Source organism: Paenibacillus sp. GCM10012306, from assembly GCF_042649265.1.
In the GTDB taxonomy this organism is placed as follows: domain Bacteria; phylum Bacillota; class Bacilli; order Paenibacillales; family Paenibacillaceae; genus Paenibacillus_AQ.
Genome location: NZ_JBHRYW010000008.1, coordinates 118,567 through 135,200 on the forward strand (window position 1 = coordinate 118,567; position 16,634 = coordinate 135,200).

At 46.8% G+C, this 16,634-nt stretch carries 11 protein-coding genes; 6 read left to right on the forward strand and 5 right to left on the reverse strand.

Annotated elements, in window-relative coordinates:
• Positions 1–34: 34 nt before the first annotated feature.
• A complete protein-coding gene (locus tag ACFORK_RS18205; protein ID WP_379201498.1) occupies positions 35–1,723 on the reverse strand; it encodes an ABC transporter substrate-binding protein in 1,689 nt (562 codons plus the stop codon).
• 112 nt (positions 1,724–1,835) lie between these two features.
• On the opposite strand from ACFORK_RS18205, the gene ACFORK_RS18210 reads away from it, so the two are divergent.
• The 5 genes from ACFORK_RS18210 (at position 1,836) to ACFORK_RS18230 (ending at position 10,793) form a co-directional block, all read left to right on the forward strand.
• Positions 1,836–3,350, forward strand: coding sequence for a DUF4153 domain-containing protein (locus tag ACFORK_RS18210; RefSeq protein WP_379201500.1), 1,515 nt, complete (start codon positions 1,836–1,838; stop codon positions 3,348–3,350).
• A 75-nt stretch (positions 3,351–3,425) separates the two neighbouring features.
• Positions 3,426–4,124, forward strand: coding sequence for a Crp/Fnr family transcriptional regulator (locus ACFORK_RS18215; protein ID WP_379201502.1), 699 nt, complete (start codon positions 3,426–3,428; stop codon positions 4,122–4,124).
• A 577-nt stretch (positions 4,125–4,701) separates the two neighbouring features.
• Positions 4,702–8,682 carry a discoidin domain-containing protein gene (locus ACFORK_RS18220; RefSeq protein WP_379201504.1) on the forward strand — a complete coding sequence of 1,327 codons (3,981 nt, stop codon included), beginning with the start codon at positions 4,702–4,704 and terminating at the stop codon, positions 8,680–8,682.
• Positions 8,683–8,872: 190 nt separating this feature from the next.
• Positions 8,873–9,793, forward strand: a complete 921-nt coding sequence (gene cysK / locus ACFORK_RS18225) for a cysteine synthase A (protein WP_379201506.1) — start codon at positions 8,873–8,875, stop codon at positions 9,791–9,793.
• A 25-nt stretch (positions 9,794–9,818) separates the two neighbouring features.
• Positions 9,819–10,793, forward strand: a complete 975-nt coding sequence (locus ACFORK_RS18230; protein WP_379201508.1) for a hypothetical protein — start codon at positions 9,819–9,821, stop codon at positions 10,791–10,793.
• 951 nt (positions 10,794–11,744) lie between these two features.
• Here ACFORK_RS18230 and ACFORK_RS18235 read toward each other — a convergent pair.
• Complete coding sequence (locus ACFORK_RS18235) at positions 11,745–12,332, reverse strand: sugar O-acetyltransferase (RefSeq protein WP_379201510.1); 588 nt, start codon at positions 12,330–12,332, stop codon at positions 11,745–11,747.
• Positions 12,333–12,553: 221 nt separating this feature from the next.
• On the opposite strand from ACFORK_RS18235, the gene ACFORK_RS18240 reads away from it, so the two are divergent.
• Complete coding sequence (locus ACFORK_RS18240) at positions 12,554–13,603, forward strand: ROK family protein (RefSeq protein WP_379201512.1); 1,050 nt, start codon at positions 12,554–12,556, stop codon at positions 13,601–13,603.
• 114 nt (positions 13,604–13,717) lie between these two features.
• Here ACFORK_RS18240 and ACFORK_RS18245 read toward each other — a convergent pair whose 3' ends face one another.
• From ACFORK_RS18245 to ACFORK_RS18255, 3 genes are all read right to left on the reverse strand, one after another.
• Positions 13,718–14,929 (reverse strand): GNAT family N-acetyltransferase, encoded by a 1,212-nt coding sequence (locus tag ACFORK_RS18245; RefSeq protein ID WP_379201514.1) that lies wholly within the window; start codon positions 14,927–14,929, stop codon positions 13,718–13,720.
• Between the two features lie 140 nt (positions 14,930–15,069).
• Positions 15,070–15,624: a GNAT family N-acetyltransferase gene (locus ACFORK_RS18250; RefSeq protein ID WP_379201516.1), complete on the reverse strand. Its 555-nt coding sequence runs from the start codon at positions 15,622–15,624 to the stop codon at positions 15,070–15,072.
• The gene (locus tag ACFORK_RS18255; protein WP_379201519.1) at positions 15,621–16,469 is read right to left on the reverse strand and encodes an AraC family transcriptional regulator; all 849 of its coding nucleotides are present in this window, start codon (positions 16,467–16,469) and stop codon (positions 15,621–15,623) included. The genes ACFORK_RS18250 and ACFORK_RS18255 overlap by 4 nt, the downstream gene beginning before the upstream one ends.
• Positions 16,470–16,634 lie beyond the last annotated feature (165 nt).

The following is a 16,634-nucleotide window of genomic DNA, read 5'->3' on the forward strand; positions in this document are numbered from 1 at the left end:
ATTCCCAGCCATGAAGAAACCCGGTAACTAGCAGTTACCGGGCTTTCAAGTCTTCCGGAGGAAACCAGAGATGACGTAGATCCACCCAGCCCTGGCTGTTGAAGGTGACGCCACGAACCGAGGGGAGGTAGGCAGTTTGGGTAGGTTTTTCATATAAAATATGCAGATGATGCTCGTCCGTCAGACGTTGCTCAATCCGCTGAAAGATCTCGGCTCTGACATGCGGATCGGGTTCCCGGGAGATTCTGTGAAGCATGCCTTCGATGTCGCCTCGCGTGTGCGCCTCCAGATGCCGCGACAAGGTCTGGTAAAGGTCGAACAGCCGCAGCTGCTCATCCTGATCACGGAATAGGGAGAAGACAATAAGATCTGATTCCAGACGGATAGACCCTTTGAATTCCTCCGGGGACACGGTGACAACTCTGCAGGAATAGCCGGAAGCAGTCAGTTTAACGGCAATATCTTCGGCATCGCCAGCATATTGGGGGATGGTGGCAATCTGCAATGGGCCCATGTGGGATAGGGAACTTCGCGGGATATTGCCAGTTGCCGTCCCTTGCAGACAGGAAATCAGATGACCTCGGACCAATGGATCGCTCAGCGGTCCTGTTTTGTGTGTATTGCAGGTCACAAACTTGCGCGTGGAAGATTCGGAATGGATACGACTCCAACTGGAAGACTCGGTGGCGGATGGGTTCTGGATCACATGGAACGCGGCACCGGAATCGGCAGAAGAGGCATCGAACTCCCACGGTACATAGATAATCTCTACACGATCCAGGTGAGCCCGTCCCTGAAAATAATACGGAAACACTTCTAGCACACATAGATTCTCATGCATTTCCGTGATCTTGAACGGTCCTGTCCCGGCAGGCTGACGCCCCAGGTCTGCACCACGCGCGCCTTCCCAGTCCCGGGGCACAATTGCCGCCCGGCTGGTGCATAAGAAGGGGAGGAAGAGTTCATTAGGCTTCTTAAGCTGTATCTGTACAGTTGTCGGACTAATAGCGGTAACCGCCTGAATTTCCTTGAAAATATAGCTGTAGAGCGTTCGCTGTGAAGTTTGCATCAACCGCTCAAAGGAATAGACAACATCCTCGGCACCCAGCACCTTGCCATGATGGAACAGGACCTCTTTACGCAGAAAAAAAGTCCATGTCGTCCGGCTCTCATCAGCTTCCCACGCATGGGCTAGCCCCGGACTGATCATGTTCTGTTCTCCGCTCTGGCGCAGCAGACCATCAAATACATGACTGGACACAAAAGACTCTGCCAGCAAATTCATATATAACGGATCAAAGGTATGCAGTTGTTGTGTGATGGGCAGACGTAAGGTATCAATTTGCTTATCGCTGCGCATCTCGGAATGATGGCCGAAATAGTCCAGCAGCCAGCCCTGAAGGGTGTCCTGAAGTGACGAGGAGCGGGCATGATCCCGAATGCCCTCGATGGAGCTAAGGATATCCTTGCGGCTTATCGCCTGCTTCATTGATTGCAGAGCGATCTCCTCGGAAGGCAGCAGAAAGCGCAGCGTGGAGCGCCGCCCCCGTCCGCGGCTGGATGTCCAGACGATCCAGCTCTGCTGGACCATTTTATTCACGACATGCAAGGCGTTACGGTGGGTGCAGCCCAAGGTCTGTGCCAGCTCGTCCAGGGTAACTGTTGCTTCGGCGGCGCTTCCGTAGCGTGAATGGAGCTTCAAGTAATGGCTGTGCAGCTTCACGAAAGAGAGCCTCCTTTGATAATAGGAAATAATAATTTCATTTTTTCTATTTATCTTCTTATTTTAACATCTAAAATAAGGATTAGAAAGTCATAAACTGGAGGTATTTACCATGTTCGAAAACCAAGTAAGGCGGGTCCGCCCACTTGTCGTATTGGGTGCTGCATTTCTGCTGGCTATTCTTCACCAGTATCTGTTCTCTGGCGCACAACCAGGCATTTCATATCCGATCTTTGTGACCTTGTTCTACGTTTTTATGCTGTACTATGCTAGGGAGCAAAGACGCCCATTCTCGTGGTTCAGCTACCTATGGCTGGCTGCCATAGGTTTACTCTCGCTAACGTATGCATTGTTCCAGGATATGTTCTTCTTCGCATTCAATTTGCTAGTCATCCCGATCCTGATTCTTTTACATATGACATATATGCTGGGAGCAGACAGACTCTCATGGAGTGACGGAAAGCTGATCGGCAAAATGCTGGAACATTTGTTTCCGCAAAGTTTTCGGCATTGGGGCACAGCCTTTGCTCAGTTGCGCAGCAAACAGGGTGGTAAAATGAAGGACGAGCGGAGGCAGGTTCTAATTAAGGTGTTGATTGGTTTGACCATTTCATGTCCAATCCTGCTGATTGTGGTCTCGCTGCTCTCCTCTGCCGACGGTGTCTTCCTTCATCTGATGCAGGAGCTTCCTAATCTCTTGGGTAACTTGTCTCTGGGCGAGGGCTTTGTACGGGTGTTGTGGGTACTGTTGTTCGGACTTGGCTTTTTCGGTTTTGTCTGGGGCTTTGTTGATCCCAAGGATTACAGCTGGAATGCCCAAAATCCTGCGCTACAGCAGCTAAATATGGAGACAACGGAACCGCCGGTTTTCAGAATAGATCCCGTGATCATGGCGACGATTCTAATTTCGATTAATACGGTCTATGTGCTGTTTGTGTTCGTACAGTTCTCCTATCTGTTCGGTGCCTGGGAGGGAATTCTGCCAACGGGCAGTACGTATGCTGATTATGCTCGGAGCGGTTTTTTCGAGTTGGTGATGGTGACAGGAATCAATTTCATAATGCTTCTGTTATGCCTTCTGCCTTCAAGCGAGGGGCAAGGTTTACTGCGAAAAATCACTCGTTTTCTACTATACATCCTGGTAGGTTGTTCCGGCGTCATGCTGTATTCGGCTTTTACCCGGCTGTCCTTATATGAGGAAGCGTATGGATATACCTACACGCGTTTTCTGGTGCATGCTTTTATGATTTTCTTGGGCCTGCTGCTTGGTCTGGCAGCTCTACGGATTGGCAGTAAGAAGATTTCACTGGCAAAATGTTATATTGTGCTGGGGCTGGTGTCGTACGTCGTGATGAACTATATCTCTTTGGACGTAATTGTTGCGAACAAGAATATTGAACGATATCTCACTAGTGGCAAGCTGGATGCCAATTACTTGTTTACATTATCGCCGCAAGCGATTCCGACCCTAATTGATTTCAGTCGTAGTCAGAATGGTATACTCGATAATGATTTGCGTAACAAATGGGAAGTCAGCCAGGCGACTGACAAATGGCAGTCGTTTAATGTAGCGCGGTATAGGGCAGAACATGAACTGAGAGCGTATTTTACAGCAGAGAGAAAATAATTCGCCAAAAAGGACATATGTCCTTTTTTTACGGGGCATTCTACATTACACTGGAGCATCGGAGGGATATGGCGAATGCAAATGATATATGACCGGGAGGCTGTTCGCCAACTGGCGGACAAAAACGGTCTTGACGAACTTTTTGGCAGTCCGATGATCGAGTCTATGGAGCTGCGATTGTACGGAGATGGCGAGGCGATCTGTTCGGTTGGAGACAAGTTGGAATATCTATTCATCCTCGTACAGGGGAACCTTAAGATTCATACGCTGTTGCCAAACGGGAAGTCAATGCTAGTACGTTTTGCACGGCCGATGTCGATTATCGGAGATGTAGAGCTGCTAAGGGAATATCCTGTGAAGAACCAGGTCGAATCGGTGGGAGATAGCCTGCTCCTGCTTGCCAGTCGTAAACGGCTGCTGAAGGAAATAGAGCATAATGCGGTGCTGCTGCGTTTTCTATACGGAGAACTGAGCCATAAGCTCTACACGCTGGGACAGACTTCTGCGCTGAATCTCTTGTATCCGGTCGAGAATCGGTTTGCGAGTTATCTGTTGTCACTGTTCACGGACCGTGAGGGGGTACGATACGTAGATGAGATTCGCACCTCCACGTTGACAGAAACAGCGGAATTGCTAGGTACCAGCTACCGGCATTTGAACCGGATTGTTCGCAGATTTATTGAACAGGGCATCATCGAACGGAAGCATGGTCGCCTAAGTATTCTGGATGAAGGTAAACTGGCTGAGCTAGCAAGCGGCAGTCTGTACGAATAGAACGGCATAAGTGACTGCCAGAGATCGCTTTAAATCAGGCTGCGGCCGGAAGAAGCGGTCTTTTTGCTTTTCTATATGTGAAAGGTCAGTCTATTGAAGTAAGACTATTGGCATATTTTATCGAAATCGTAAGATACCACACACAAATCATAGAAATTGCCATCGACTGGAAGATTACTATATCTTATATTGTTACCATTATTAGTTAGTTTATAGTCACCCTCTGAGGTTCGGTCTTCTTATATTGCGTGTTGAGTTGCAGTTATGCATGTTTACGCAAGCAAGGGGATCGTTCTTTTTTATGCGAAGATGCAGCTATTCTGTGTCTAAGAGGATTACTATGAGCTTTCTACTAGTACTAGAATGCTGCTTCACATGTATTTCTCTGCGATTTCAGTATCCTGGAGGAGGCGGTAGATGATAAAAGATCAGTTTTGAAAGCGTATACGAGATGGGGATTTGCAAGATTTCGAGATTTCGTATCTAAGGACATGTTTTGTTTTCGAATGCTGCGTGCAGTTCAGAAGGTTGCAGAGGGTTCATGCTTCACCATAAAAAATATGGAGGTTGGCTGTTAATGATAACAGGTCGCAAAGCTTCAACGAGAAGGTCAGTCCTGATGTACTGCCTGATTGCTGCATTATTTGTAGGCCAGCTAGCCTTTTTCCCATCTGTGAGTTCAGCAGCCGGAAATCTGGCTCAGGGTAAGACGATTACTGCTAGCTCCGTCGGTGATGTATATGTGGCATCTAACGCCAACGACAGCAACCAGGGAACGTATTGGGAGAGCAGCAGCAATGCTTTTCCACAGTGGCTTAAAGTGGATCTGGGTGAAGCCAGCAATGTGAACCAGGTTGTGCTGAAGCTGCCTGCCACTTGGGGGGCAAGAAATCAGACACTGGCGGTAGAGGGTAGCAGCAACGATTCCAATTACAGCAATTTGGTCGCTAGTACCAGCTATGCTTTTAATCCAGCCAATGGCAATACGGTGACCATCAATTTTACCGCGACAAGCGTAAGATATGTGCGACTGAACATCACAGCTAATACTGGCTGGCCAGCCGCACAAATCTCCGAGTTTGAAGTCTATGGTACAACTGCGACACCTTCGGGAACGTATGAAGCGGAAGCGGCTGCGTTGTCCGGTGGTGCGAAGGTGAACACGGATCACAGTGGTTACACTGGATCAGGATTTGTGGATGGATACCTGGCGCAAGGTGCCACTACTACCTTCACAGTGAATGTGCCTACAGCCGGCAGCTATGACGCAGCACTGCGTTATGCCAATGCCACCGGCAGTACCAAAACGATCAGCGTGTATGTCAACGGGACGAAGATCAAACAGACTTCTTTGCCGAATCTGGCGAACTGGGACTCTTGGTCCACTAAAGTAGAGACACTGGCTTTGAATGCCGGCACTAACACGATTGCTTACAAGTACGATGCCGGGGATACTGGCAATGTAAATCTGGATAACCTGAATCTCACGCCGGGCGTAGCGCCAACCCCGTCACCGACTGTAGCGCCAACCCCGTCGCCGACCGTAGCGCCGACACCATCGCCAACTGTGGCACCAACACCGTCGCCGACCGTAGCGCCAACACCATCGCCAACAGTAGCACCAACCCCGTCGCCGACCGTAGCGCCGACACCATCGCCAACAGTAGCACCAACCCCGTCGCCGACCGTAGCACCAACGCCATCGCCGACCGTAACACCAACACCTTCTGCGACTCCAACACCAACACCGACAACCGGACCAGGGTCCAACCTGGCGCTAAACAAACCGATCACCGCTTCTTCTTCTGTATTTACTTTCGTGGCGACCAATGCCAATGACGGAGATGTCAATACGTACTGGGAAGGTGCAGGCGGAAGTTATCCGAATACGCTTAGCGTGAATTTGGGTGCGAATGCCAATATCAGCTCCGTCGTATTGAAACTGAACCCGTCTTCAGCCTGGTCAACGCGCACACAAACGATTCAGGTTCTTGGTCGTGACCAAAACGGAACCACGTTCTCCAGTCTTGTACCAGCAACCGTCTATACTTTTAATCCGGCCACTGGCAATTCAGTGACCATACCGGTTAACGCTACAGCCAGCGAAGTTCAACTCAGAATCACGACAAACTCCGGCTCTAGCGCTGGGCAAGTTGCCGAATTCCAAATCTTTGGTACACCAGCTCCTAATCCGGACTTGACGATCACAGGGTTGTCCTGGACTCCGACAGCGCCGGTTGAGACTAGTGCCATCACACTTAATGCCACTGTGAAGAATATCGGTACGGCTGCTTCTGGAGCCACCAGTGTTAACTTCTACCTGGGTACCACGCTTGTCGGTAATGCTCCCGTTGGAGGTCTTGCTGCAGGTTCTTCCACGAATGTCTCTGTGAACATCGGAGCTAAGGATGCGGCAGCTTATACAGTAATCGCCAAGGTAAATGAGAATAACGATATTATTGAGCTCGACAAATCCAACAACAGCTACACTAGTCCGTCCCAGTTGACGGTTACGCCAGTAGCTAGCTCTGACCTGATTGCAGATTCAGTTAGTTGGTCACCGAGCAATCCATCGCCAGGTAGCACGGTGAACTTTACGATTACGATCAAAAACCAGGGTACGATAGCTTCCGCCGCAGGTGCACATCCTGTTACCCTGACCATTACGGATGCCACAACCAATGCCGTAGTGAAGACGCTGAGCGGCTCTTACAATGGCGTAATTGCTAGTGGACAAACGACAGCTCCAATCAGTCTTGGTTCCTGGACGGCTGGCAACGGCAAGTACAACATTAAGAGTGAAATTGCTGTCGATGCCAATGAGCTTCCTGTAAAACAGGGTAACAACATCCAGAACCAATCTCTCTTCGTAGGACGCGGGGCCAATATGCCTTACGATATGTACGAAGCTGAGGATGCTGTTGTGGGTGGTGGTGCCGTGAAGCTTGCACCGAACCGCAACGTCGGCGATCTTGCTGGTGAAGCTTCCGGCCGCAGAGCGGTCACTCTGAATACCACAGGCAGCTACGTAGAATTCACCACCAGAGCCAGCACGAATACACTGGTGACACGATTCTCCATTCCAGACTCCCCTAGCGGTGGCGGAACAGATGCTACACTTAACATTTATGTAAACGGTGTCTTCACAAAGGCAATCAATCTGACTTCCAAGTATTCTTGGCTGTATGGCTCGGAGACTAACCCTGGCAAGACACCAAGCGCAGGTTCACCACGCCATATCTATGATGAAGCCAATATTATGTTCGACAGCACCATCCCGGCAGGAAGCAAGATTCGTTTGCAAAAGGATGCTGCCAATACGTCGCAATATGCGATCGACTTTATCAACCTGGAACAGGTGTCCCCGATTCCGAATCCAGATCCAGCCAAGTATGTAGTGCCTGCCGGATTTACTCATCAGGACGTGCAGAACGCACTGGATAAATTCCGCATGGATACTACCGGCAACCTCGTCGGTGTCTATCTGCCTGCCGGCACGTATCAGACTTCAAACAAGTTCCAGGTCTACGGCAAGCCTGTAAAAATCATTGGCGCAGGTCCATGGTATACACGCTTCGTGGCCCCGGCCAATCAAACGAATACAGATATCGGATTTAGAGCTACCGACACGGCGAACGGCTCCACTTTTGCCAATTTCGCTTACTTCGGCAACTATGTAACTCGTATCGACGGTCCGGGTAAAGTCTTTGATTTCTCCAATGTGGCCAACATTACCATCGACAACATCTGGACCGAGCATCAGGTCTGCATGTACTGGGGTGCTAACACGGACTACATGGTTATCAAGAATTCCCGTATCCGCAATACTTTTGCCGACGGTATCAATATGACAAACGGAAGTACGAACAACCTGGTCTCCAACATTGAAGCACGTGCTACCGGAGACGACAGCTTCGCCTTGTTCTCGGCCATCGATGCGGGTGGATCTGACATGAAGGACAATGTGTATGAGAATCTGACCTCGCTCCTGACCTGGCGTGCAGCGGGTCTCGCGGTATACGGTGGTTATGGCAATACATTCCGTAACATTTATATCGCCGATACGCTGGTTTACTCCGGGGTGACGATCAGTTCACTTGACTTTGGTTATCCGATGAATGGTTTCGGGGCTTCCCCGACCACCAATTTCCAGAACATCACGATTGAGCGGGCGGGTGGACATTTCTGGGGCGCTCAGACCTTCCCGGCCATCTGGGTATTCTCAGCCTCCAAGGTGTTCCAGGGAATCAGAGTTAGCGATGTAGATATCATTGATCCAACGTACCACGGTATTATGTTCCAGACCAACTATGTCGGCAATACACCGCAGTTCCCAGTAAAAGACACCATCTTCACGAACATCACGATTTCCGGTGCGAAAAAGAGCGGTGACGCGTTTGACGCAAAATCCGGCGTTGGTATCTGGGCGAACGAATCCGCTGAGCCGGGTCAAGGTCCGGCAGTCGGTTCGGTGACCTTCAACAACCTGAAGATTACGAACACCGTAACACCAATCAAGAACAACACCTCGACATTCACTATTAATGTGAATCCGTAAAGCATCATGACTTGACCGGTTTAGTAGTCGGTTGCAAAAAGCCGTCTCTCGCTTCTATAGGGGAGCGGCTTTTTGTCGTGCGGCCATTTCACAGGTGCTTTTGGATTCGACAGCAGCCTTGCTCACCAGTTACAATGAAGGAATAGGAATGTTAAGGAAAAGAAATGAAATGGAATGAGGAGGCTACACCATGTCCCCAAAAATAGTCAATAATATCACTGAGCTGATCGGGGATACGCCGGTTGTGCGTCTGAACCGTCTTACCGGACCCGGGGATGCGGAGGTTTATGTCAAGCTGGAAATGTTCAATCCCAGCGGAAGTGTCAAGGACCGGGCCGCGTACAACCTGATTCTGCAAGCGGAACAAGCAGGACTGTTGAAGCCCGGCGGAACGATTATTGAGCCGACCAGTGGGAATACAGGCATTGGGCTCGCTATGAATGCAGCTGCGAAGGGCTATAAGGCCATTCTGATTATGCCGGACAACATGACCAAGGAACGTATTAATATTCTAAAAGCCTATGGTGCCGAGGTTGTGTTAACGCCCGCTGCGGAGCGGATGCCGGGCGCTATTGCCAAAGCGCTAGAGCTTGGCCGAAGTATAGAGAACAGTTTTATTCCACAACAATTTGAGAATAAGGCTAATCCCGATATTCACCGGATCACGACAGCGCCGGAGATTCTGGAGCAGATGGAAGGGCGACTGGATGTGTTCGTAGCCACTTCAGGTACAGGCGGAACCATCACCGGTACCGGGGAAGTGCTGCGCCAGGAGCTACCGGACATCCGTATTCTTGTGGTGGAGCCTCAAGGATCACCGGTATTGTCGGGCGGTACCCCGGGGCCGCATAAGCTGGTTGGTACCAGCCCTGGCTTCGTTCCTGCGATTCTCAACACTGAGGTGTACGATGAAATTGTGCAGGTGGCGGATGAAGATGCTCTAGATATCGTAAGATCACTGGCAGCACAGGAAGGTATTCTAATCGGACCGTCCGGTGGCGCGGCGGTATGGACTGCTCTGCGGGAAGCCCGGCGGCTCGAGCCAGGCAAGCGGGTGCTATGTATCGCTCCAGATACCGGTGAGCGCTACCTGAGCATGGGGATTTTCTAATTCTACTAACGGCGGAGGTATAGGAATGAAGAAAATTGCGGGGATGACTCTTACTGCAGTGCTGGCAGTGATGCTGGCGGGATGCTCTGCTGTGAATCATACAGGGAACACACAAAGCGGTGGGAATGTTACTCAGCAAGCGTCTTCGAGTCCAGCTGCTACACAGACAGCTTCTCCGGAGCCTGTGGCAGAAGCTTCCCCGACTGCGGAGAACGCCGGAACCGCAGAGGTTCTGGATACTGGGAAGCTGTCCGAGAATTTTGGATTTGCCGATGCGGAGGGCAAGCAGATTCTGGTTACCGCACAGGAAGAGGGACAGGACAAGGCACTATCACTGCTGGATCGGGCGATCGGCAATAACGGTCAGGTGCTGAGCGTGAAGTACGTGAAATGGCAGCCCGGCAGCGATGAGGGAACTGGACGGGAGATGGCTCATAACTTTGCGCATTTGCCAGGATACCTTTTCACAGTTGAGGAAGGAAACGCCTTCCCCGATGCCACCTATTATTTGACTGCGGGAGCGGATTTCAACACTAAGTCTTTACTGGATGTTACACCAGCCAATGAAGATTTCGCGAACCCTCCAGTAGTAGGTGAAGACGTACAGAAAGCGATAAGTGCAGTCAAGAAGCGGGGAATTCAGAGTATCGGGAAGATTGCTGATCTATCCCCGGACCGCGAGTTATATGTTGTCCAGTTTGTGCGGCAGGATAAAGATATGCTGTTCAGTCTTGTGCTGAAAGAAGGGGAATCCCTTGCTTTTATGGACTATCCCGCGGTCGCTCAGGATGACGACTACTCCGTATGGCGGGTGGATGATGGCGGAGAGGTGACTCCCGATATGTTCTCAGTGCTATTTGCTGCGCAAAAAGCAGACGGTGTCCTCCTCGGGATCAACTGGTGGGGGGCGGAAGGGGTCAATACCTTTTTCCTGGATCAGCATGGGGCGACATTCAAGGAACTGGACATTCAGTACGGGCGTTATACCTCTCCTTTATAAAAACAAATATTATTTTTAGCTATATAAGACAAACTTAAATTATAAACGTAAGACTCGTCGTCTCTTCAGTGAATATTTGGACTTCCGGTCGTTGTTGTGCCCAGATTCCTTCTTTATAAACCGCTTCTAGCGGTTGGAATCTGGGCACAATTTGTGCTTACGGGTGCGAGCTTTCCTGCGGAAAAACTTTCAGGAGAACGCTTTCTCTTCTATAGCTCCAAATTCCCCCTTTCGTTCCTTCTCACGTATTGTTAATTTCTTTTTGTTCATCTTACTGGACAGTCAAAAAGCCCTTGTCGAAAAATCGTAACCTGCTATGCATTACAAAAGCAGTGTCTGCCTATGCGGCTTATACACGAACACCGTATAAAACGCACTTAACTGAGTATGTACTGGAAGCTTACCGAGAGCCAGGCTGAGAAACAGGCTGAACTGTGAAGTACATTGGGAACTTAACATCTATTCAACGGTTAAAATAACGGCATTTTCGCACCTTATATTGATCGTTTTAGAGTAAAAAAGGGAAATAAGGGCATTATTGCACCTTATTTCCCTACTTTTCCCTCAAAAGGAGCTGTACGGCAAGAATTAACATACAAAAATGCCCTTAATTGAAATTATCTATCCTTTGTAGATAAATTAAGGTGCAAAAATGCTCCTATTTCCGTATTCACGAGGTTGGAAGCAAACCGACGCTGAGTCAGGATCCAGGAGCCAGGAACCCCTCCCATGTCACTCAAAGGATGGGACAGGGGGACGCAGCCGCGAAGGATTCGGTCAAGCGCTGCTGCTGTTGGACCTTGACTTCTTGTGCTTTGTGGCTTCTTAGTGATGTAGAACTTTTCACTGTCCAGCATCTTATATATTCGAATAAATGAATGGTATTTGTTATTTATAGATATGAGCATGATTTAATTGTTCAAAAAGGGTTTTGCGGTAGGTTAATAGGCTCTAGCTTTTCCAATATTTCTTCTTATCATCTTCGGTAATCGCTCTAATAACTTTGCATGGATTCCCGGCAGCAATCACGCCTGATGCGATATCGCGGTTGATCACACTGCCTGCTCCGATGACGCTATTATCACCGATGGTCACTCCTGGCAGAACAACGACATTCCCGCCAAACCACACATTATTGCCGACGGTAATTGGGTAAGCATATTCTAGGCCTTGGTTACGTTGTTCAACATCTAACGGATGACCGGCGGTGTAAAAGCCACAGTTTGGGGCAATAAATACATTATCTCCAAACGTTACTTTGGCGCAATCTAAGATAACGCAGTTATGGTTAGCATAGAAATTATCACCAAGCTCAATGTTATATCCGTAATCACACCAGAATGGTTGTTCAATATGGAAGTTCTTACCCGTTTTCCCGACCAATTGTTTAATTACTGCTTTACGTTCATCTATGCTAGAGGGACGTAATTGATTGTAATCGTGACAGAGATCCTTAGCATATGTTCTTTCTCTAATAAGTAAAGGATCATTGTTGTTATCATATAGCAATCCTTTGCTTGCTTTTTCTTTTTCGTTCATAATTATTCCTCCGGCATCCAAGGTCAATCTATGGTTTAAATGTAGTAATACTCAGTAGTTTGTAATTCCGTAACTCTTACTTGACATTTGATAAGGGAATTAGTATATTCAATTATTAAAAATGTTATTAAAAGTAATTTATTAAAAGGGTTTGTTACCATGATACCTAGATTTCTCCATACAAGCAAGTAGGAAAGCTCAGTGTACTTTTGATAATAGCTATGAAAGAGGTGTGCAAAATTAGCCAGATCACGAACAATTCGATTCGCGTTAAAAAAATTAACCAGGAACTAATCAAGCAAGCTCTAAAAATGATGAAGCAAGGCACAAAATCTATGATTGCCAGCGCAACAGGCTTAAGTGTTGCTACTTGCGGCAATATTTTGAATGAATTTCTTGAAACAGGTGAAGTGATCGAAACTGAAATGGAGCAGCCTAACGGGGGAAGACCAGCGAAGCGCTTCATATATAATTCCAACTTTGCTTACATCGCTTGCATATATATTAGTGCTGAAGGGGATCAGCATTCTTTAACTTATAGGGTAGCAAACTTAGCGGGTGAGCAGGTGGATGCTGGCTTTCATGCTGTGGAGTTGGCTGATGTCACTGTTATTGAGCAAGTAATCGAATCGCTGATTAGCAAGCATCCTGAGATTAAGGCCGTTGGCATTGGCATACCAGGTCTTGTCCACCAAGGGGTCATTAACGTCTGTGACATAGATGAGTTAATTAATGTTCCTTTAGAGTCACGTTTAAAAGAAAAGTATGAGATCGAAGTTACCGTCGACAACGATATGAACCTGACGGTTTATGGTTTTTATAAAAAGCAGGATTATGAAGAAGACAAAACCATTGTAGTGGTCACCTTCCCAAGGAATAACTTTCCTGGATCGGGCATGATGATTGACGGATATATTCATCGAGGCACAACTCAATTTGCGGGAGAGGTATCCTTTCTACCCTTTGGAATCTCGCGTCAAGAGCAGTTTGCCAGGCTGCACCAACAAGATACATTTGTGTCTTTGGCAGCAACGACGATTATGTCGCTCATTGCGGTTATCAACCCTGAGACGATTGCGTTAACTGGAGACTTGGCGAAAGAAGAGCATATTGAGGGGATCTACCAACGTTGCTCGGGTGTCATTCCTGATGAGCATATGCCACAAATTATCGTGTTAGATCAGCCGCATGAGCATTATATGAATGGATTAATTGCTGTTACGCTGGAAAGCTTGAGCTATAATTTGCAGTTGGTTGAGAGACGACGGTAGCGTATTTGGAGAAGAGTATGTATTGAAAAACGCCTGATAAGGCGTTTTTTTAATATATCGGCTAATCATTAGTACGATTATTTTAAGCAGACTGATCCTAAAAGTTTTTGAAATTTAAAAGTAATCTGAGAAATAGGGTATCCGCTGCTCAATAGCATCTTCAAGCATATCTACGATTTCCGAGGTGCAGGCCATACGGCCGATTTTGTGTAGATAGTTTGGACGTTTGTAGCCCAATAGCATAGTCACCATAGTCTGGATGTCAATTTTATCGCTACATTTCTCAGATACTCGCACAACTTCGCCTTTGCCTGCGGCAGAGATCTTAAGTTTGAATACACCTTGATTCCAAGACAACATAGGGTCATCTAGCATAAAAGTCCATTCTCGGTCAACGGTATCCGGTTTAAAGGGATATTGCGCGATGAACGGCTTAAAGTCTACGATTCGAGCCATATAATAAGGAGAAATGGTTTCTTTGATATCCGCATCCTCCAGCAAAAATGCTAATGGTTCATCCGTATAGGTGTTGCCCCTTACTTTAGAGATCATGGAAAAATGTGCACTAATAAAATTCCACAGACCACTACGAGCTTCTTCGTTGATAAAAATCATATCCTTGATATGAAAAATCTCATCTGAGATACGATAGAGCACATAGCCGTCCGGCTGATCATCCGTGTTGTAATAAAGAGCTGCCATGATATCATCTGATTCCCACAGCCAATATTCATTCCACAGCAAGTCATTTCGTAACAAAGCACCGTGGGTTTGAAGCGCAAAACGTTCATAGGCTTTTTTCACTTGCTCGCTTTCTACTGTAGTCCGTTCGATTTCGCCAGGAACCGGCTTATTCTTGGGCAGCTGATAATCATTAATTTCGTATGTGATCTTATCGGAAATAATCTCCCAGCCTTTTCTACGATAATAAGGTATCGAATAGGGATAGAGGAAGGAGATGGACTGACCCCGATTTTTCATATTTTCAAGCGATTGATAAAGAAGTTTATGCATGAGCCCTTGGTTAGCGTACTCCGGGTAGGTACCAACTCCAGTTAACCCGCCCATATCATAGGTTTGATTAAAGATGCGTACTTGCAAGGGATAAACGGCTACCTGAGAGATCAACTTGTCTTCATCAAACCACCCGAGCACATCAGCCTGCTCCAAAACAGGCGATTTGGCACGAATGATTTCATCTTCTTCCCACCCAATCTGATATAAATCCCGAAAGGTTACCTGAAAAACATACCTAAGGAGCTGATTGTACTGCTTCAGATGCTCCAAGCCAACCTTCTTCATTTTAAGCTGTTTTTTCCTGCTCATAAAAATATCCTTTCTATAATAACTGGCAGTCTGAATGGTGTGTTAGTTTAAACATTAGCGTCTTACGCGGACATTTTGTTTATAGTTTGAATTAAAAAGGTTGTAAATATACATCCACTGGTCCAGGCTGAACTTCTCTTTTAATCATTATGTGTCAGGTGTTTTTGCCTATACAATAAGTCATATCCATTTCGAGGAACTGTACGAGTAACATAAAATTGGTTTTGCTCATACAATTTTTGAGCTTCCCGTTCATTCTCATGTGTGGATGTATACAGGCATAGATTTTGCTTGCCGCGGATACGTGCTTCATTAATCGCGTGGAAAAGTAGTTTTTTACCTATCTGCTGCCCCCTGAAGCGGTTATCCACACAGAACCAACCTACCCAATCATTACTCTTATAATCATGCTCCAATTCGTATAACCCAATAATGCCCTTCACCTGATTACCATCAACAGCTACATAATATCGAAATGAACGAAGCTGATCGTCTACCATATCACGGTATTGATACAGCAGCTCTTGACTAAGACTCGCTTCCAACTCTTGTGAAGGGTTTTCATCCTCATCATCGTAACCAAAAATCCGGTCTACCAATTCTTTTGCCTGCGCCAAGTAAAGATCATTCAAATCCACGATCATTGTTTCGTTTATCTTTTCCATCATGTTAAATCCCTTTCTTTCAATGCTCATAATATAGGAAACCATATTTCTGGAGACTGCTCATCCAGATTTGGATAATACTCAATCTCGGGCAGCATGGAGATGGAGTGACTCGACATTGGCAGCCATTCTGTTAAAACCCGATTGCGAACTAATCGGAAATCCTCATCGTGGATGCCATTTACAGTGAACTTAACCCATCTCCTGGCTTCAAGTTTTATTGTTTCGTACATGGGTAATGGTTCAGGAGGAAGATGTGTAAGGATACCTATCCCATATTGAAGTGCTTCCTTGTCTTCAGAAAGACTAATACCTGTAAGCCCATCCGAGTGATATTGGTCGCTTAGATCATATAGTGTTCCTCGTCTCATCTCTTGCTTCCATGTATGCTCGATAATGGGTAGATACTCCAAGCTATCCGTGGGAACATCGATAATCTTGCCAACGAAGTACATGGTCGGACATTGCTCTATCTTCCCTACTAATGGGGGGCTATTTTCTAAACTGAATTTAATATGTAGAGGACCAAAGTATTTGATTTTGTCAGCACAGGTTTCAGTACGAGCCTCTTTAGGCGAAATACCATGAAATCTTTTGAAGGCTTTTGAGAAAGCCTCATGTGTCTCGTAGCCAATTTCAAGCGCAATATCAAGGATAGGCGCATCATTCTTTTGTAAAATGATACTGGCATTACTTAACCTTCTATTGCGGATATACTCACCTATGGTGAAGTTGGTTAGTATTTGAAATACCTTTTGCAAATCAGCGACATTGGTATAATATTGCTTCGCCAAGGACTCAGGCGTTAAATCCCGGCTGTACAGATGTTCTTCAATCGTTGTCAAAACTCCTGATATCATTCTTACATGTTCCATCTGAATTCTCTCCCTTTCTCTACTGTTATTATAAGTAGGTTTTTATTAGAAAGTTTGTCCAATTCAATCTGATTTTGTCCAGAAGGGGATTGCTAGGTTGTTACACAATCAAAGCAATATAATCAAAAGTAAATGTATTTATTGTTTTTGTATAAGTAAACTTTA